Origin of the sequence: Brevibacterium sp. HMSC24B04 (assembly GCF_001806835.1) — a bacterium.
Classification (GTDB): Bacteria; Actinomycetota; Actinomycetes; order Actinomycetales; family Brevibacteriaceae; genus Brevibacterium; species Brevibacterium ravenspurgense.
This window is the reverse complement of sequence record NZ_KV786097.1, coordinates 23,392-41,811: the sequence shown is the minus strand read 5'-3', so window position 1 is coordinate 41,811 and position 18,420 is coordinate 23,392. Positions and strand designations below refer to the sequence as shown.

General features: G+C 63.5%; 14 protein-coding genes. 3 read left to right on the top strand and 11 right to left on the bottom strand.

The annotated features are described in order from the left end of the window. The first annotated feature begins 1 nt into the window (after position 1). Positions 2-1,822, top strand: coding sequence for a phospho-sugar mutase (locus HMPREF3092_RS07875; protein ID WP_070424482.1), 1,821 nt, complete (start codon positions 2-4; stop codon positions 1,820-1,822). Positions 1,823-2,046: 224 nt separating this feature from the next. Here the strand turns inward: HMPREF3092_RS07875 and deoC are convergent, their stop codons facing one another. The 7 genes from deoC to HMPREF3092_RS07840 all read right to left on the bottom strand — a co-directional run bounded on the left by deoC (position 2,047) and on the right by HMPREF3092_RS07840 (position 9,918). Then, positions 2,047-2,721: a deoxyribose-phosphate aldolase gene (deoC, locus tag HMPREF3092_RS07870; protein ID WP_070424481.1), complete on the bottom strand. Its 675-nt coding sequence runs from the start codon at positions 2,719-2,721 to the stop codon at positions 2,047-2,049. Between the two features lie 14 nt (positions 2,722-2,735). After that, a complete protein-coding gene (locus tag HMPREF3092_RS07865; protein WP_070424480.1) occupies positions 2,736-4,037 on the bottom strand; it encodes a thymidine phosphorylase in 1,302 nt (433 codons plus the stop codon). Positions 4,038-4,049: 12 nt separating this feature from the next. Continuing rightward, a complete protein-coding gene (locus tag HMPREF3092_RS07860; protein WP_070424496.1) occupies positions 4,050-4,475 on the bottom strand; it encodes a cytidine deaminase in 426 nt (141 codons plus the stop codon). A gap of 62 nt (positions 4,476-4,537) precedes the next feature. Beyond that, positions 4,538-5,812: an ABC transporter permease gene (locus tag HMPREF3092_RS07855; protein WP_070424479.1), complete on the bottom strand. Its 1,275-nt coding sequence runs from the start codon at positions 5,810-5,812 to the stop codon at positions 4,538-4,540. Continuing rightward, on the bottom strand, positions 5,809-7,140 hold the full coding sequence (locus tag HMPREF3092_RS07850) for an ABC transporter permease (RefSeq protein ID WP_070424478.1): 1,332 nt from the start codon (positions 7,138-7,140) through the stop codon (positions 5,809-5,811). The genes HMPREF3092_RS07855 and HMPREF3092_RS07850 overlap by 4 nt, the downstream gene beginning before the upstream one ends. Then, positions 7,137-8,711 (bottom strand): ABC transporter ATP-binding protein, encoded by a 1,575-nt coding sequence (locus HMPREF3092_RS07845; RefSeq protein ID WP_070424477.1) that lies wholly within the window; start codon positions 8,709-8,711, stop codon positions 7,137-7,139. The genes HMPREF3092_RS07850 and HMPREF3092_RS07845 overlap by 4 nt, the downstream gene beginning before the upstream one ends. 124 nt (positions 8,712-8,835) lie before the next feature. After that, positions 8,836-9,918 carry a BMP family lipoprotein gene (locus HMPREF3092_RS07840; RefSeq protein ID WP_070424476.1) on the bottom strand — a complete coding sequence of 361 codons (1,083 nt, stop codon included), beginning with the start codon at positions 9,916-9,918 and terminating at the stop codon, positions 8,836-8,838. Positions 9,919-10,272: 354 nt separating this feature from the next. On the opposite strand from HMPREF3092_RS07840, the gene HMPREF3092_RS07835 reads away from it, so the two are divergent. After that, positions 10,273-10,803, top strand: a complete 531-nt coding sequence (locus tag HMPREF3092_RS07835; RefSeq protein WP_062020324.1) for a MarR family winged helix-turn-helix transcriptional regulator — start codon at positions 10,273-10,275, stop codon at positions 10,801-10,803. Between the two features lie 128 nt (positions 10,804-10,931). Here HMPREF3092_RS07835 and HMPREF3092_RS07830 read toward each other — a convergent pair whose 3' ends face one another. From HMPREF3092_RS07830 to rsmA, 4 genes are all read right to left on the bottom strand, one after another. Continuing rightward, on the bottom strand, positions 10,932-12,998 hold the full coding sequence (locus tag HMPREF3092_RS07830) for an MMPL family transporter (protein ID WP_070424475.1): 2,067 nt from the start codon (positions 12,996-12,998) through the stop codon (positions 10,932-10,934). A 157-nt stretch (positions 12,999-13,155) separates the two neighbouring features. Beyond that, positions 13,156-14,973, bottom strand: coding sequence for an ABC-F family ATP-binding cassette domain-containing protein (locus HMPREF3092_RS07825; protein ID WP_070424474.1), 1,818 nt, complete (start codon positions 14,971-14,973; stop codon positions 13,156-13,158). Positions 14,974-15,123: 150 nt separating this feature from the next. Further along, positions 15,124-16,059 (bottom strand): 4-(cytidine 5'-diphospho)-2-C-methyl-D-erythritol kinase, encoded by a 936-nt coding sequence (locus HMPREF3092_RS07820; protein ID WP_256174409.1) that lies wholly within the window; start codon positions 16,057-16,059, stop codon positions 15,124-15,126. A gap of 75 nt (positions 16,060-16,134) precedes the next feature. After that, positions 16,135-16,986 carry a 16S rRNA (adenine(1518)-N(6)/adenine(1519)-N(6))-dimethyltransferase RsmA gene (rsmA, locus tag HMPREF3092_RS07815; RefSeq protein ID WP_070424472.1) on the bottom strand — a complete coding sequence of 284 codons (852 nt, stop codon included), beginning with the start codon at positions 16,984-16,986 and terminating at the stop codon, positions 16,135-16,137. A 25-nt stretch (positions 16,987-17,011) separates the two neighbouring features. Between rsmA and HMPREF3092_RS07810 the strand changes: the two genes are divergently transcribed. After that, positions 17,012-18,229, top strand: a complete 1,218-nt coding sequence (locus HMPREF3092_RS07810; RefSeq protein WP_070424471.1) for a class I SAM-dependent methyltransferase — start codon at positions 17,012-17,014, stop codon at positions 18,227-18,229. Positions 18,230-18,420 lie beyond the last annotated feature (191 nt).

The window sequence follows — 18,420 nt, the reverse complement described above, 5'->3', positions numbered from 1 at the left end:
CATGATCGCCGACCGCTTCACAGATGGCTTCGACCCCGAAATCGTCAAAGCTTGGATTGCTGACGACCCCAACCCCGTTACCGCCGCAGCCCTGCAGAAGCAGCTGGATGCAGCCACGGGCGAACCTGGCGAAGCTGCCGACCGCGCAATCGCCGACATCACCGAAGGCTTCCAGGGCCTCCTGCAGTTCGGCACGGCCGGCCTGCGCGGCGAAATCGGGCCCGGCCCCAGCCGCATGAACGCCGCCGTCGTCACCCGCGCGGCCGCAGGACTCGCGGCGGCTCTGCGCGATGTTGTCGGTGAGGGCTTCACTGTGGCCATCGGCTGCGATGCCCGCCACGGGTCAGCTGACTTCGCCCGCATCACCGCCACCGTCGTCACCCAGGCCGGCGGCCACGCCATGCTCCTGCCGGCACAGCTGCCCACGCCTCTGTTGGCCTTTGCGGTCAAGCACCTGGGAACGGACGCTGGTGTCATGGTCACCGCCAGCCACAACCCGCCCCAAGACAACGGCTACAAGGTCTACCTTGGCGAGCGGCCCCTCATCGGTTCGGCTCGCGCTGCCGCAGACGCCGACGGACGCGAACTCACCGACGCTGAGCTCGAAGCGCTCACGGCAGGTGCCGGCGCGCAGATCGTCGAACCTTTCGACGCGTTCATTGCCGGCAAAATCGCCGAGGTGCCGTCTGTCGGCGGCATGGACCTGCCGGACACCGGCTGGACGGAACTGGGCGACGAGGTGCTCGAGGCCTACACCGACCGGCTTGCCGAATTCACCGACATGGCCGGTGCCCGCCAGACTGAACCGCTGACAATCGTCTACACCGCCATGCACGGCGTGGGCGGCCAGACAGCACTGCGTGTTCTTGAGCAGGCCGGCTTCACGGATGTTCACGTAGTCGACCAGCAACACCAGCCCGACCCCGATTTCCCCACCGTCGCATTCCCCAACCCGGAAGAACCCGGTGCGCTCGACCTCGCCTTTGCCAAGGCCCGCGAGGTCGGGGCAGACCTCATCATCGCCAACGACCCGGATGCCGACCGCGTATCGGCCGCCATCCCGGATCCGCGGGAGGAAAGCGGCTACCGCCAGCTTTCCGGTGACGAGGTGGGGCTCCTGCTGGCCGAATTCATGGCCGGGACCGTGCGGGCTCGCCAGGCTGTGGGCGAAGCGTGCGTCATGGCCAACTCGATCGTGTCCTCAACCGCTGTTGCCCAGTTGGCGGCCAACCGCGGCATTGCGCACCGGGAAACGCTGACCGGCTTCAAATGGATCACCCGCGTATCCGGCCTGGTGTACGGCTACGAGGAGGCGCTCGGCTACTGCGTCGACCCCGAGGCTGTGCGTGACAAGGACGGCATCAGTGCGGCCGTCGTCTTCGCCGGTCTGGTCTCCAAGCTCAAGAGCACGGGACTGACCGTTGAAGATCAGCTGGATGACATTCGCCAGCGCGATGGTGTTTTCCTCACCGCGCCGCTGACCTTCCGCTTTGAGGACGTCGACAAGATCACCGCGGCCGTTGATTCGCTCCGCGGCACTCCGCCTGCTGAACTTGCCGGGCTGGATGTTGTTGAGGTCATCGACCTTGCCGCCGGCAGTGATGAGCTGCCGCCCACCAACGGCATCAAACTGCGCCTGGAAGGCGGTGACCGGATCATCATCCGTCCGTCGGGAACCGAACCGAAGCTCAAGTGCTACCTGGAAACGGTCGCACCGGCTGATGGCTTCGATTCCCCCGAGGACGTACGCACCGCGGTTGCCGAATGCCGCCAGCGCCTGTCCGCGCTCTCAGCCGCACTCGGCGCATACCTGGGGCTGTAAAAGCGCTCGCTGGCAGACCACAGATCCGGCCGCCGAACCTCGGCACACCGGCCAAGACACCGCGAAAGAGCAAATCCACCCGTTAGCCGTGCGGTTAGCGGGTGGATTTGTTGCTATTGGGAGTTTTTGCGGCTAAGGGGTGTTTTCAGGCTTACGCGTGTTTCCGTGCAGTCCGCAGGCAAAACACCCCGCAGCCGAGTCAATCTAGAACCGAAGCCAAAACCTCAGTCTTCGAAGCCTTCCAGCACTGCGGCGGAACCGGACAGTCCCAGGCGGGATGCGCCGGCTTCGATCATTTCGCGTGCAGCTTCTGCCGATCGGATGCCGCCGGAGGCTTTAACGCCCAGGGCGTCGCCGACGGTCTTGCGCATGATGGCCACGGCGTGTGCCGAAGCTCCGCCAGCCGGGTGGAAGCCGGTGGAGGTCTTCACGAAGTGGGCGCCGGCCCGCACCGAGGCTTCGCAGGCGGCGACGATTTCGTCGTCTTCAAGCGCTGCGGATTCGATGATGACCTTGACCAGAGCATCGTGCCCGGCCTTCTTGGCAGCATCTGCAACTGCTTCAACAACACCGCGGATGTCAGCTTCCACGTCATCCCACAGGCCGGCCTTGGCCGCACCGATGTTGATGACCATGTCGACTTCCTGAGCGCCCTGTTCGACAGCCAGCGCCGCCTCGGCAGCCTTGATCTGGGGTGCGACAGCACCGGAGGGGAACCCGCAGACAGTGGCGATCACAAGGTCGCCCGTGTCCTTCAGCGGCAGAGCCGACGGCGACACGCACACGGCAAGCACGCCGAGGCTCTTGGCTTCCTCAACGAGCGCGGCAAAGTCTTCCGGGGTGGATTCGGGCTTGAGCAGCGTGTGGTCGATCATCGCTGCGACATCGGTCTTCTTCATAATGCTCCTTGAGTTCACTTGATGTGGTCGAAGATGACCGAGGTGGATTCAGCGACCGCTGTCGCTTCCGGGCTTCCTGCCGGGGCGATCACAGTTGCCCCCTCGAGGCTTTCGAGGGCTCGGTCGAAGCGCGGGGCTTCATCGGTGTACAGGGTCATGAGCGGCGCGCCGGCTTCGACGGCGTCGCCGGGCTTGGCGTGCAGGCGGATGCCCGCACCTGCCTGGACAGCGTCACCCGGACGGGCGCGGCCTGCTCCCAGTCGCCACGATGCCTGGCCGACCGAAAGAGCGTCCAGGCGGGTGAGAACACCGGATTCGGCGGCCGTGACAACGTGGTTTTCGCGGCCCATCGGCAGCTTCGCGTCCGGGTCACCGCCCTGTGCGCTGATCATCTGGCGCCACTTGTCCATGGCGCGTCCGTCCTTGAGGGCCGCGGCAACGTCGACGTCTGTCTTGCCGACCAGTGCCAGCATTTCCTGCGCCAGAGCGACAGTGAGTTCAACGACGTCGGCCGGGCCGCCGCCTGCCAGGACCTCGACGCTTTCCTCAACTTCGATCGCATTACCGACGGCGAGCCCCAGCGGAGTGTCCATGTCGGTGATGAACGCGGATGTTGCAGTGCCGGCAACCTTGCCGAGTTCAACCATAGTGCGGGCAAGTTCTTCGGCTTTCTGGCGGTCCTTCATGAAAGCACCGGAACCCGTTTTGACGTCCAGGACGAGAGCTTCTGTGCCTTCCGCGATCTTCTTCGACATGATCGACGATGCAATGAGCGGAATCGTGTCGACAATCCCGGTGATGTCACGCAGCGCGTACAGCTTCTTGTCTGCAGGTGCCAGGCCTTCTGTGGTTTCGCAGATGATGGCGCCGACCTCGTCCAGCTGCTTCACAATGCCCTCGGTGGAAATCGCTCCGTGCCAGCCGGGAATCGCTTCGAGTTTGTCCAGCGTGCCGCCGGTGTGGCCGAGGCCGCGGCCAGACAGCTGAGGCACTGCGACATCGAACACTGCAACCAGCGGCGCCAGCGGCAGCGTGATCTTGTCACCCACACCGCCGGTGGAGTGCTTGTCCGTGGTGGGCACTGACAGGCTGGAGAAGTCCAGTGTCTGCCCGGAGTTGATCATGGCCTGCGTCCAGCGCGTGATTTCGCGCGATTCCATGCCGTTGAGGAAGATCGCCATGCCGAGAGCCGACATCTGTTCGTCAGCGATGACACCGCGGGTGTAGGCGTCGATTGTCCAGTCGATCTGTTCGTCGGTCAGGGATTTGCCGTCGCGCTTGGCGATGATGATGTCTACGGCGTCGAACTTTTCCACGTCGCACGCTCCTCAGGGTTGCGGTTGGGTGGTTGTCGTTTCCAGGTGGTCGGGCCCGAAAGCTTCGGGCAGCACGACGGAGAGCGGTTGGATGCCGCTGGGCATGTCAAGCAGGAGGTCGGGGCCGCCGAATTCGTACAGCAGCTGCCGGCAGCGACCGCACGGCACGAGCTTCTTGCCTTCGCCGTCACAGCAGCTGAACGCCACGAGCTTCCCTCCCCCGGTGGCTGCCAACTGGGATACGAGTCCGCATTCGGCGCACAGGCCCAGTCCGTACGAGGCGTTCTCGACATTGCATCCGGTGATCACTCGGCCGTCGTCGACGAGCGCTGCCACTCCGACCGGGTAGCCGGAGTACGGCGCGTAGGCGTTCTGCATGGCTTGGCGGGCCTGTTCGCGCAGGTCCTCCCACACGTGTTCGGTCACACCGCCCGGCATAGTGCCGGGCTGGCTGTCGCCGGTTTCTGACGAGGTGCCGCTTGCCTGCCCTGGCATGTGCATCACTGCTTGGAGTAGGGAATGCCTTCGGCGGCAGGTGCACGGACTTTGCCGACGAATCCTGCCACGGCGAAGATCGTAACGATGTACGGCAGCATGAGCAGCAGGTCCGGCGGGATGGGCGAGCCGATGGCCGACAGCGAATTGCCGAGGTTCTTGGCGAACCCGAACAGCAGCGCGGCCATGAGCGCACCGCGCGGATTCCACTTGCCGAGGATCATGGCTGCCAGGGCGATGTAGCCCTGTCCGGCGGTCATTTCCTTGCCGAATGCCAGGCCCGAGCCGACGGTGAAGAACGCGCCGCCCAGGCCGGCGATTGCGCCGGCCATGATGGTGTTGAGCACGCGGCCGCGGTTGACGTTGATGCCGACGGTGTCGGCTGCGCGCGGGTGTTCGCCGATTGCGCGCAGGCGCAGACCCCACTTGGAGTTGAACAGCGCGATCTGCAGAACCGCCACGAGGATGTACATGAGGTACACGAGGATGTTCTGGTTGAACAGCACCGGCCCGATGATCGGAATGTCCGACAGCACCGGCACGGGCAGCGCCGGAAGGCGCATGGAGCGGTTCCACTGTTCCGGATTGTCCGACAGGACGGTCGAAAAGAAGAAGCTGGTCAGACCGACTACGAGGACGTTGAGGACAACACCGATGATGATCTGGTCGACCCAGTAGCGCACCGCGAAGAACACCAGGACGATTGCCACGAGCACACCGCCGATCGGTGCGGCGACAAGACCCGCGTAGGGGTTGCCGACAAGCGAGGCGACGACTGCTGCAACAAACGCACCGGCAAGCAGCTGGCCCTCGATTGCGATGTTGATGATGCCGGCACGTTCGCCCACCAAACCGGTCATGGCACCGAAGATCAGCGGGACCGACAGGGCGAGTGCACCGGCGAGCAGCGAGGTTGCGGGGATGACGCCGGACCCGGCACCCGACCACGCGAGGAAGGCGATGACGAACAGCACGCCGACGACAACGGGAAGCCAGTTGCCGATTGTGATGCGCTTGAGCTGACCCCAGAACGACACTCCGGCCAGGATTACCAGCAGCAGGCCCAGCACGATGCCGGTGGTTTTGGCATCGACGGTGATGTTCGGGATGTGGAAGAAGTCACCCTGCTGGCCAAGCTGGAACGTGGCTTTGCGGCCGCCTTCGGCCGCGAAGCCGAAGGCCACCAGGGCGATGAAGGCCAGGACACCGTAGACAACCGGGAACTTCCAGTCCCGCGGTGCTAGCTTCTGGGTGCTGTGAACGCTGGTCTGTGTGCTCATCGTTCCTCCCCGCCCTTAGCAGCGGCTGCTGTGGTCTGTGCGGCGTTTGCCGCGTCTGTGCTTTCGGCCTTCGCGTCGGCCGAGTCTGCCGCCGCTGCACCGGTCGAGGTGCCGCTCGACTTCGTGTCTTCACGGCGCTTCTCAATGGGCTCCGGCAGGCGGAAGATGGCCCTGACCAGCGGGGGTGCCGCAATGAGCAGGACGATGATCGACTGCACGACGAGCACGATGTCAATCGGCGTGCCGGTCTGAGCCTGCATGAGGTAGCCGCCGGCTTTGAACCCACCGAAGAGGATTCCGGCGAAGAACACGCCGACCGGGCGCGAACGGCCCAGAAGAGCGACCGTGATGGCGTCGAAGCCGATGGTTCCGGCGATGCCGCCGCCGACGTTGCCTTCTGTTGCCAGCACCTGGTTGGCGCCGCCGGCACCGGCCAGCGCACCGGCAATGGCCATGACGACGATCGTCACCTTCGACACTGAAATGCCCGCGGTGCGAGCTGCCGCCGGGTTCTGTCCGACCATGCGCATTTCGAAGCCGATGGTGGAGCGCTCCAGCAGCCACCAGATGACTGCGGTGGCGAGGATCGCGATGAGGAAGCCGACGTGCAGGCGGAACGGATCAGGCAGGATCTTGAAGAAGTGCGCGGTCGAATCGATGTTCGCCGTCAGCGGGATCGATCCTTCCTTGTGCTTGTACCACTCCTGTTTGAGCAGATAGGCCATGAGGTACAGTGCGATCGAGTTGAGCATGATCGTCACGATCACTTCGTTCGCACCGGTCTTGGCCTTGAGCACACCGGCAATGGATGCCCAGATGGCGCCGGCGAGCATGCCGCCGGCAAGTGCGACGATCATGTGCAGGACAACCGGCAGGTGCATCGCGTAGCCCAGGTAACCGCCGAAGACCGCACCCAAGATCACCTGACCCTGACCACCGATGTTGAACAGGCCTGAGCGGAACGCCAGTGCAATGCCGAGCGCGGTGAGGATCAGCGGGGTTCCCGACACCAGCGATTCGGTCAGCGGGCGGATCGAGCGCACAAAGGAATTCGCGTTCCAGTCGAACATGGCACCTCGGAAGAGAGCCGAATAGGCTTCGAGAACCGAGTGGAACGCGTAATAGAAGAAGTCACTGGGACGGGCGAAAATGTAGCCGGCTGCCCGCTGCACGTCAGGGTCGGCCAGGATGATGAGCACGGCACCGGCAACCAGGGCGATGACAATCGACAGGACCGATACCAGCCAGCTGCCCGACAGCAGTCCGCGGATGATGCTCTGACGCGCACTGCCCCGGGCAGTGCTGCCGGCAGTGGTCTTCTGATTCATACGATGTCCTCCTGGGCTGCCTGGCCGACCTCTGTCACAGCCGAACCGTCGGCAACGCGGGCGTTGGCTTCTTCTTCGGGCACACCGGCCATCATGAGGCCCAGAACGTCACGCGATGTGCCGCCGGGCACGGTGCCGATGATCTGACCGCGGTACATCACGGCGATCCGGTCGGCAAGGTTGAGCACTTCGTCGAGTTCTGTTGACACGATGACGCACGGGGTGCCGTTGTCACGCTCTTCGATGATCCGCTTGTGGACGAACTCGATGGAGCCGACGTCCAAACCGCGGGTGGGCTGGCTGGCCACGAGCAGACGCAGGTCGCGCCCCATTTCGCGCGACAGAACAACTTTCTGCTGGTTGCCGCCGGAAAGTGTTGAGATCTGGTCCTGGACTGATCCGCAGCGGATGTCGAACTGTTCAACCTTTTCGAGCGCGGCCGAGCGGATGGCAGCCGGGTTGAGGGCCAGTCCGTTGGCGTAGGGCTTTTGGTCGTACCAGTCGAGGATCATGTTCTCTTCGATCGAGAACCCGGCCACGATGCCGTCGGTTGAGCGGTCTTCGGGAACGAAGCCGATGCCCTTGTTGAGCCTGGCTTTGATCGAAGAGGCTTCGAGGTTGACGCCGTCGAGTTCGATCGTTCCGGCCGCTGGAGTTTCCAGGCCGATGATCGCTTCGGCAAGTTCGGTCTGGCCGTTGCCGTCAACACCGGCGATCGCCAGGATTTCACCGCGGCGCACGTCAAGCGACACATTGTTGAGCGCGGGAAGGTTGTTCTTGTCCAGCACCGTCAGATCTGTGACCTTGAGTGCGACGTCACCGGGTTCGGCAGGAGTCTTGTCGGATTTGAGGTTCACTTCACGGCCGACCATGGCCGAGGCGAGCTCAGCTTCTGAGGATTCGGGGCTGACTTCGCCAACGACCTTACCGCGGCGGATGACGGTGATGGAGTCCGCAACGGCGCGGACTTCGCGAAGTTTGTGGGTGATGAACACGATCGAGGTTCCACGCTCTTTGAGCTGGCGCATGATTTCGATGAGCTCATCGGTTTCGTGCGGGGTCAGCACCGCTGTTGGTTCGTCGAGGATGAGCACCTTTGCGTCGCGGGAAAGCGCTTTGATGATCTCGACGCGCTGCTGAGCGCCGACGGGGAGATCTTCGATGTAGGCGTCCGGGTCGATGTCAAAGCCGAAGCGAGCCGAGATCTCCTTGACTTTCTCCCGGGCCTGCTTGAGGTCCAGAAGGCCGAGCGACTTGGTCGGCTCGTAGCCCAGGGCCACAGATTCCGCGACCGTGAAGACGGGAATGAGCATGAAGTGCTGGTGCACCATGCCGATGCCTGCCGCAACAGCGTCACCCGGACCCGAAAAAGACACGGGTTCGTCGTCGATGAGGATGCGGCCGGCGGTTGGCTTATACAGTCCGTAGAGGACGTTCATGAGGGTTGATTTGCCAGCACCGTTCTCGCCCAGAAGTGCGTGGATTTCACCTGGTTCGATAACGAGGTCAATCGAATCGTTTGCGGTGAATTCACCGAACTTCTTCGTGATTCCCTCGAGGGTGAGTTTCACTGATTACTCCTCAATACGTGTGGACAGGCACGGTCCCGGCAGGAAGATTCTAACTGCACTGCGGCAGTCGCACTTCCATGCCGGGACCGGTGTCTCATTTCAGAGACCTGCGCTCAGCGCAAGGTCACTTAGGAGCGTTCTCGGTTTCGACCTTGGTCGTACCGTCGATGATCTCCTGCTTGATCTTTTCGACGCCCTGCTTGACTTCGTCCGAAACCTTGTCTTCGTAGTCGTGGAACGGAGCGATCGACACGCCGTCGTTCTTGAGGTCGCCGACGTAGGGTTCGCCGGTGAACTTGTCTTCGGAGGCTTCCTTGGCGCTGTCGTAGACGGCGTTCGAAATTTCCTTGAGCACTGAGGTCAGCATGAGGTCGCCGTACTCGGTGGTTTCGTAGCCGTCAGCGTCAACCCACACGAGCGAAACATCGCCGTGCTTCTTAGCGGACTCAGCGGCACCCAGGCCGACGGGGCCGGCCACGGGCATGACGATGTCAGCGCCCTGCGAAATGAACTGGTCGGTCAGAGCCTGGCCCTGACCCCGGTCGGAGAAGTTTCCGACGAAAGAGCCCTTCTGCTTGTCCTTGTCCCAGCCGAGCAGTTCAACCTTGCCGTCGTGGTCCTTGTTGTAGCGGTCCACACCGTCAGCAAAGCCGTCCATGAAGATCGACACGGAAGGAATCTGCATACCGCCGAAGGTTGCAACCTTGCCGGTTTCGGAAGTGCCGGCAGCAACGTAGCCGGCGAGGTAGGCGGCTTCAGCGGTGTTGAACACCAGCGGCTTGGCGTTGTCGTATTCGACGGTTTCGCCGTTTTCGTCCGCGAAGTAGGAGTCGACGAGCGCGTATTCGATGTCGCTGTTCTGTGCGGCCGACTTGCCGAGCTCAGCAGCGAGGTTGAAGCCCACGCCGTAGATGATGTTGCAGCCGTTCTGCACCATGGTGTCGACGTTCTGCGAGTAGTCCGACTTGTCCTTGGATTCGGCGACTGCTTCCTGCAGGCCGAAGTCCTTCACGGCGCGGTCGAAGCCGTCCTTCGACGACTGGTTGAACGACTTGTCATCCCAACCGCCTTCGTCAGAGATGATGCAGGCCTTGAAGTCAGACTTCTTGGCGTCGGCGCCGCCTTCGGGGGCTTCGCCACAGGCGGAAAGAGCGAGAGCTGCGGTCGCGAAAACGGCGACGGCAGGAGCGAGGAATTTGCGCTTCACAGTCACTTCCTTAGAACGACGCACCGTGCGGGGGATCGATCGAAGCTCTCTAAGCACAGCTTTCTGAACAGCCCACGCGTGATGCGTGCAGTGATATTACGCCTTCAAGAATACTGGAAGAACACCCAGGATTTCGTGAGGGGATGCTCAGCACCTAGCCGGAGACACAGCACGCCCGGTATTGCAAGAGCCAACGGGGCGTGATCTTCAGCACACTCGCATCTCGCTATCCGAAATAGCACCCCCGAGTTCTCGGCGTTTTCACTGATCAACACCGATTCCAAGGCTCTTTGAATCCCAAAAGACGGACAAGCTTTCAGAAATCACCGAGCTTCCCCAATTAGGATGAGGCCCATGCTTCCGGAATCCCTTAACCGCCTGTTCGACACTGCCGGAAAAGAGCAGTTCCCATCGGACTCTGACTTCAATGCGGAACTTGCGCATCTGGTTCACGCCAATATGGCGCAGACCAATCTCATCCGCACCGCGCAGGCGCATTTCGCGCGTCGTCACGGCCTCAACCTCGTTGACTTCACCGTCCTGACCGAGATCATCCACGCGACAGACGAACGCACCACCGTCACTCCCGGCTTCATCAGCGAACGCCTAGCGCTTTCGGCTTCAACCCTGACCTCTATTCTTGAGCGTCTGGTCTCCCGCCGTCTGCTGGTGCGCGAACGCGACACGGCCGACAAGCGTCGGATCGCAGTCAGCTACACGTCAGATGCCGCGCAGCTCGTTACAGACTTCTACAGTTCGGTCGGTCAAATCTACGCGGCAGCTTTCGCCGACGAAGGCAAAACAGAAGGGGCCCTCGAACTGACGCAGAAGCTCGAAGACGCCAACCGGTCCCTCTACGAATCTCTGCGCGACCGCATCCTCTGACCGCCTGCCGGCACCGGGACTCAATCCCAAGGAGCCGACAGCTCATATTCATCCAACAGCCGGGGTCCGCACCAACAGGTGCGGACCCCAGTTCTATCCCCTGCTCCAGCGGATCAAGAGGCACAGGATCAAGCGGCGGCTTCCACCTCGGCAGCTTGGGAGTGCGGTTTGCTGGGCCACCAGATCTTGTCGCCGATCAGGGTGAACACGGCCGGGACAATGACAGTGCGCACCAGCAGCGTGTCGATCAGCACGCCGATTCCCACGATCAGGCCCAGCTGACCCAGGGTGACCAGCGGCAGCACGCCAAGAGCGGCGAAAACAGCGGCGAGGACAATGCCCGCGCTCGTAATGACCCCACCGGTGTGGGTGACCGCTTCGACCATCCCCTTCGCGGTGCCGTGCTCAGCGGCCTCGCGGCGGGCGCGGTGCACCAGGAAGATGGTGTAGTCAATGCCGAGTGCCACAAGGAACAGGAACGACAGAAGCGGAACCTGCAGGTCGAGCGCCTCGCTGCCGAGGACCACGCGGCTGAGAACCCAACCCGCACCGATCGCAGCGAGCGCACTGGCGGCGTTGATCGCCAACAGAACGAACGGGGCGAGTGCGGAGCGGGCCACGAAGAACAGCACGATGAGCGTCACTCCGAGGATCAGCGGGACGATGAGTGCGAAGTCCTGGGCGTTGCCCGCACGCGCATCGACATCCGCTGCGACCTGTCCGCCGACGAGGGCATCAGCTCCGTCAACCGCACCGACGGCTTCGCGCAGCTCATCAATCTGGGCGAGGCTCTTATCGGTGCTCGGGCTGTAGTCGCTGGTCACCATGATCTTCGACAGACCATTGTGCGTGTCGATTTCGCCGGCGCGGACGATTCCATCGCGGTCTTCCACCGCTGCTACGACGTCGTCAGCTTTGTCTTCGTTCGCGACGATGAGGATCGGCTGAGCCTCCCCCGGCGGGAAATGCTGCGACAGTGTTTCCAGACCGGCGGCGGACTCCGACTGCACGCGGAAGCGATCCAGCTGGTCAAGCCCGACCTTCACGCCGAACAGGCCGGAGGCCATGATGGCCAGCAGGGCGATGCCGGCACCGGCTGACACCAGCGGACGGCGCACAACAGCGGTCGCTACACGGCGCCACACCCCATCCCGGCGCCCCTTGGTCCCGGAGCGCGGGATCGAGGGCCAGAAGGCGCCTCGTCCGACGATGGCGAGCATCGGCGGCAGCAGAAGAAGAACACCGGCCAGAGCGGTCAGCAGACCGATTGCCGAGGTGATGCCCAGGCCGTGCGTGCCGGGAATGACGGCCAGCACCAGGGTCAACAGGGACAGCACAACCGTGAGGTTCGAGGCGAGAATCGCACCGACCGTGTGCTTCCAGGCGACCGCCAGGGCCGCGCGGTGATCGGTGTGGCGCAGCAGCTCTTCGCGGTAACGCGAAATGAGCAGCAGCGCATAGTTCGTGCCCGCACCGAAGACCAACACGCTGATGATGCCGGCATCGAACTGCAGGTTCCACGCTTGGCCGGCAGCCGCGGTGAGACGGCCCGCAAGACCATCGGCCAGGCCGACCGCGATCAGCGGCACCAGCCACAGGATCGGCGAACGGTAGGTGACGATCAGCAGAACGGCGACGATCGCAATCGTCACCGCCAGCAGCGTGAAGTCCGCACCGTCGAAGGCGGCTGCAACATCCGCGCCGAAGGCCGGCCCGCCGGTGACTTCCAGTTTGAGGTCAGTCGGGCCGTGTTCGGCGACTGTGCTGCGCAAGTCCCCGATGACTTCGGCGTTCGCGGTGTTGGATTCGCCGGTCGTGATCGGCACGAGCAGCACTGCCGCTTCGCCGTCTTCGCTGAGGATGGGGCCTGAGGCCTCACCGTCATTGGATGCGGCGCTTTCGTTCAGCGTGCCGGCGAGGTCTTTCAGCGCTTTCGTCTGCCTATCGGTGATTTCCCCGCCGTCGCGCGCGGTGGCCACAATGAGCACGGACTGTTCGTCCGCGCCGGGAAATTCGTCGAGCAGGGCCTGGGCCCGTTGGGATTCGGATTCGGGCGGGGCCTGTTCGCTGGCTTCGGGTGCTTTCGCCGAACCGAAAACGCCGAACAGCACTCCCATCACCACCAGCCCGATGATGAGCGTGAGCCACGAACCCTTCTTGGATGTGATTCTGTCTGCAAAGCCGTGTCGTTCCATGCTTCCAGTTCACCGAAAACACGGGGCGATTCCATCGGTGCTTCGGCTAGACCGGAGTCATACTTTCGGCTGACACGGGGTTGGCTTTGACTCGTGTGGTGCGGGGCGGCTTGGCAGGGGGCGGCTGACCCGCTTTGCTGGGGGCCGCGCGGCCTGTTCAGCTGTTTTCGAGCAGGTCAGACAGTTCGAGCCAGCGCTCTTCAAGCTGTTCGGCTTCTTCGCGGTGTCCGCGCAGCTCTTCACCGAGCGCCTGCAGGCCTTCGAAGTCGGTCTGGTCGTGTTCGCCGAGCCGTTCGAGCACCTTCTCGATTTCGCCGTTGACCCGTTCGAGCCGGCGTTCGATCGCGCCGACTTCTTTGCGCTTGGCGTGCCTCTCGGCACCGGTCATGCCGCTGCTTTCTGAAGCTCCCGAGGTGCCGCTCCCTTGGCTCTTGGAAGTTCGGCTGCCGTTTGCGTCGTCATCGGAACCGTCGAGTTCAGCTGCCAGCTTCAGGTATTCGTCGATTCCGCCGGGCACGTGGCGCAGTGTGCCGTCGAGGATGGCGTACTGCTGGTCGGTGACGCGCTCAATGAGGTAGCGGTCGTGGGACACGACGATGAGTGTGCCCGGCCAGGAGTCCATGAGGTCTTCCATGGCGGCGAGCATGTCGGCATCGACGTCGTTGGTCGGTTCGTCCAGCAGGATGACGTTGGGTTCGTCCAGCAGCAACAGCAGCAGCTGGAGGCGCTTCTTCTGTCCGCCGGAGAGGTCTTCGACGTAGGAGGACAGGTGTGCCCGCTGGAAGCCCAGGCGTTCCAGAAGCTGTGCCGGGGTGTGGTCTTTGCCGTCGATTTCGAAGCTCGTCTTGGTCCGCGCCAGCACTTCGCGCACACGGTCGCGGCCGATGTCGGCAAGCTGGGAGAACTGCTGGTCGAGCACGCCGAGTTTGACGGTTTTGCCGCGTTTGATTCGCCCGTCGGTTGGCTGCAGGCTGCCGGCTATCAGCCCCAGGAGCGTTGATTTGCCAGAGCCGTTGCGGCCCAGGATTCCGGTGCGCTCACCCGGGGCGATCCGCCACGTGACATTCGTGAGCACGTAGCCGTCCGGGTAGGCGAAGGCCACGTCTTCAAGGTCGACGACGTCCTTGCCCAGGCGGGACACCGCGAGGCGTTTGAGTTCGAGTGAGTCGCGCACCGGCGGGACGTCGGCGATGAGCTGGTTGGCTGCCTCAACGCGGAACTTCGGCTTGGAGGTGCGGGCGGGAGCACCGCGACGCAGCCAAGCGAGTTCTTTGCGCATGAGGTTTTGGCGCTTGGCTTCTGCCGCTGCGGCAAGGCGGTCACGTTCGACCCGCTGCAGGACATAGGCCGCGTAGCCTCCCTCAAACTGGTCGACCGTGCCGTCGTGGACTTCCCACGTGTCGGTGCTGACCTCATCGAGGAACCACCTGTCGTGGGTGACCACCATGAGTCCGCCTGAGTTCTTGGGCCAGCGTTTGTTGAGGTGCCCGGCCAGCCAGGCAATGCCCTCAACATCGAGGTGGTTGGTCGGTTCGTCGAGTGCGAGAACATCCCAGTCGCCGACCAACAGTGCGGCGAGCGCTACGCGCCTACGCTGTCCGCCTGAGAGGGCAGAGACTTTCCGGTCCCAGTCAAGGTCGCCCACGAGGCCTGCGATGATGTCGCGGATGTTGGCGTCGGAGGCCCATTCGTATTCGGGGCGGTCGCCCACGATTGCGGTGCCGACGGTGTCATCAGGGTTGAGGTTGCCGGTCTGGGTGAGAACTCCCACGCGCAGGCCGCCGCGCTGAGTCACGCGGCCGGAATCGGGTTCCATCTGGCCGGTCAGCAGCGCCATGAGCGTTGATTTGCCGTCGCCGTTGCGGCCGACGATGCCGATGCGGTCGCCTTCGTGGACTCCGATGGTGAGCGAATCGAAGACGGTTTTCGTGGGATAGTCCAGCGAAATGTCTTCGGCTCCGATCAGATGTGCCACGGCGCGTCCTTCCTGCAGTCAGCGGCTGAGGCGTTTCAGCCGTCGTCTCAGTCTATTCGTCGCGGGCTTTGTTCAGCGGGCAGGTTCAGTGTTCGAGCAGACACAGTCTGCGGCGAGGCACAGCCCCACGCGAGCCGTAATCCTCAGCTCTCAGTCTTCAACTACGTGGGCTCCCAGCGCTGGGCCCGATGTGCGCACAACATTGCGCACGGACGTGCTGGCTTCAAGCATGACCGCAAGATCGAGTGCGTGAGTGTCGTCTTCGACGAGGAATGCGACCGTCGGCCCCGAACCGGACACGAGTCCCCCGAGAGCCTCGGCTTCACGGCCGGTTTCCAGCACCTCGCGCAGTTGGGGAAGCATGTCGCAGGCGGCGGCTTCGAGGTCGTTGTGGAGTGCCTCGGCCAGCTGGTGCGGATCCCCGGAGACGAAAGCGGCGACCGCGGCCTCCGCATCGAGAGTCGGGCCCGGTGCGCGGCCTTCGGCGCGCATCTGATCGAGCCGACCGTAGACGTTCGGGGTTGACAGTTCGCTTGCCGAGGTTGCCAGCACCCAGTGGAACTGCGCATCGGACATGACGGTGGCGAGTTCGTCGCCGCGGCCGGTGCCGATCGCGGTGCCGCCCATGAGCGCAAACGGGACGTCCGCTCCGAGGGTCGCTGCTGTGTCGTGGAGCAGCTGCGGGTCGTCCAGGCCGATCCACGCGGCGTAGGCCACGAGCGCTGCTGCGGCGTCGGCAGAACCACCGCCCATACCGCCGGCAACCGGCACGTTCTTGTCGATGGCAATGTCGACGGGGACGTGGGTGTCGGTCGCCTGCGCGAGAGCGCTCACGGCCTTCCGGGCCAGGTTCCGGTCATCACAGGGAATGGATGACGAGGCGTAGGGGCCTGCCACTGTCACCTTCGGGTTGGCGGGGTCGTCGGCTTCTGTCAGTGCGATGGTTTCGCGCACATTGAGGGCGTGGAAGACGGTGACGAGGTCGTGGTAGCCATCGTCGCCTGCCTCGCCGACGCCGAGCATTGCATTGACTTTGCCGTGAGCGGTGGCCCGGATCATGTGGCTCCTCTGATTGCTTGAGTCCACACTATCGGCTGAAGCGGATTTGTCAGCTGGACTGACAGTTTTGTCAGGCCTGCGCTTCAGCTGCTTCGGCGCGGGTCAGACTTGCGCTTCGGCGCGGGCGAGCGCGATGAAGTCTTCGATCGCGAGCGTTTCGCCGCGTGCCTGCGGGCTGATGCCGGCGGCTTCGAGAACCTTCTGAGAGGCTTCTCCCCCGCCGAATACACCGCTGAGGGCCGCCCGCAGGGTTTTGCGCCGTTGGGCGAAGGCTGCGTCGATGAGTGCGAAGACGCGGTCGCGCTCAACCTGGTCGGCTCCCGGCAGCGGCTGGGTGTGGCGGACGATCCGCACGAGTCCCGATCCGATGTTGGGTGCGGGCCAGAAGATGTTCTTCCCTATGTCAGAGCCTCGGGTTACGGTTCCGTACCACTGGGCTTTGAGGCTGGGCACGCCGTACACCCTGTTGCCCGGGCGGGCCGCCAGCCGGTCCGCGACTTCTGCCTGCACCATGACGAGCACATTGTCGATAGAAGGGAACTGCGCCAGGAAGTGCAGAAGCACTGGAACGGCCACGTTGTACGGCAGGTTCGCCACGAGTGCCCGCGGTTCGGCGGGCAGTTCGGTCACGTGCAGGGCGTCGCCGACCACCAGGTCGAACGCGGCGTCAGGACCGTGGAGTTCTTCTACTGTCCGCGGCAGACGCGAAGCCAAAAGCTCATCGAGTTCGACGGCGACCACCGGGTGACCCGCCTCCAAGAGCCCCAGAGTGAGCGAGCCCAAGCCGGGCCCCACCTCGGCAACGGTGATGCCGGGTTCCAACTGTGCTTCGGCGACGATCATGCGCACCGTGTTGGGGTCGATCACGAAGTTCTGGCCGCGCTGTTTGGTGGGGCGCAGGCCCAGTTCCGCGGCGATCTCGCGCACAGTGCGGGCGGTCAGGAGGGTAGTCACGCTCCTAGCCTATAGGCTCGAGGGCATGGATCCTCAGACTGCCGCTGCCCTGCTCAACCCGGATGTGCTGGCTGTTCTCGACTCAATTGAGTACAGCCGTGCCGAGGAAATGCAGACGCAGCAGAGGCTGCGCAAGCAAGGGCTGGCGCCGGAGGTTGCGGCGGCTGTCATGACTCAGGCGCAGCTGCGGGTTGAGGCACGAAGCAAGTTCGGGCCGTTTGCCGATTCGATGCTGTTCACCCGCGATGGGCTGGGACAGGCCACCCGATTGCCGGTTGCTGCGATGCACGCCAAGCGGATGCACCGGGGTGGGCCTGGGCTGATTGCGGACCTCGGCTGCGGGATCGGGGCGGATGCTTTGGCTTTTGCCGGTGTGGGTGAGGCGTCCGTGTATGCGTGTGATGCTGACGAGGTCACCGCCGCGCTTGCCGCATACAACCTGCGGCCGTTTGATGCAGTTGCCGAGCACGCCCGCGCTGAGGATTTTGATCTTGCTCGCGCTGATGCGCTGTGGTTGGATCCGGCGCGGCGCAGTGGAACGAACGCTGATGGTTCCGCGTTCCGTCTATCTGATCCGGAGGCTTTTTCGCCGAGTCTGTCCTGGGCGTTTGCGGCTGCCCGGCGCGTGCCGAGTGTCGGCGTCAAACTCGGTCCCGCTTTGGATCACGATCTTGTGCCGGACGGTTGGGAGGCGCAGTGGGCCTCGCACCGGGGCGATGTTGTTGAGGTTGCGCTGTTCCACGGCCGCGCTCAGGAACGTGAGGGACGAGCTGCCCTCATCATGGGTGACGAAGGCTCCCTCACGGTGACGGAAGCTGATCTGCCAGCGGACGAGGTGCCGGTCGCCGGCGTCGGCAACTACCTGTTTGAGCCGGACGCCGCTGTCATTCGGTCCGGCCTGGTGCAGGCTCTGTGCGGTCCGCTGGGTGCGCACAGAATTCATGAGTCGATTGCGTATCTGTCCGGCGATCGTCCTGCTGAAGGACCTGTTGCCCAGGCGGTTTCACAGTACCGGGTGGAGGATGTTCTGCCCGCCGGGATCAAAGCCGTGCGGGGTGCACTGGCGGATCGCGGGATCAATCAGGTGGTCATCAAGAAGCGCGGCATGGACATTGACCCTGCCCAAGTCCGCCGCCAGCTGAAGCTGAGGCCGGCTAAGAAAGGTCAGCCGGCCAAGTCTGCTGTTGTCATCTTCACCCGAGCCGGTACGCAGCGCTGCGCCATCCTCGCCCACGAAGATTGAGGTCGCCGGCGCAGATTTGCGCTTTAATGCAAACTCACGCGGCAATGCGCCGCAACACAGCGCAAAACTGCATTAAAGCGTGAATCTAGGCCGGAGAGATGAGCGAAAAGGTACTGGCTGCCGCATCACCACCCAACACAACCCCAACCAAACTAAACAGACGCGAACACCGGAGCTCCACCTCGTCAGTC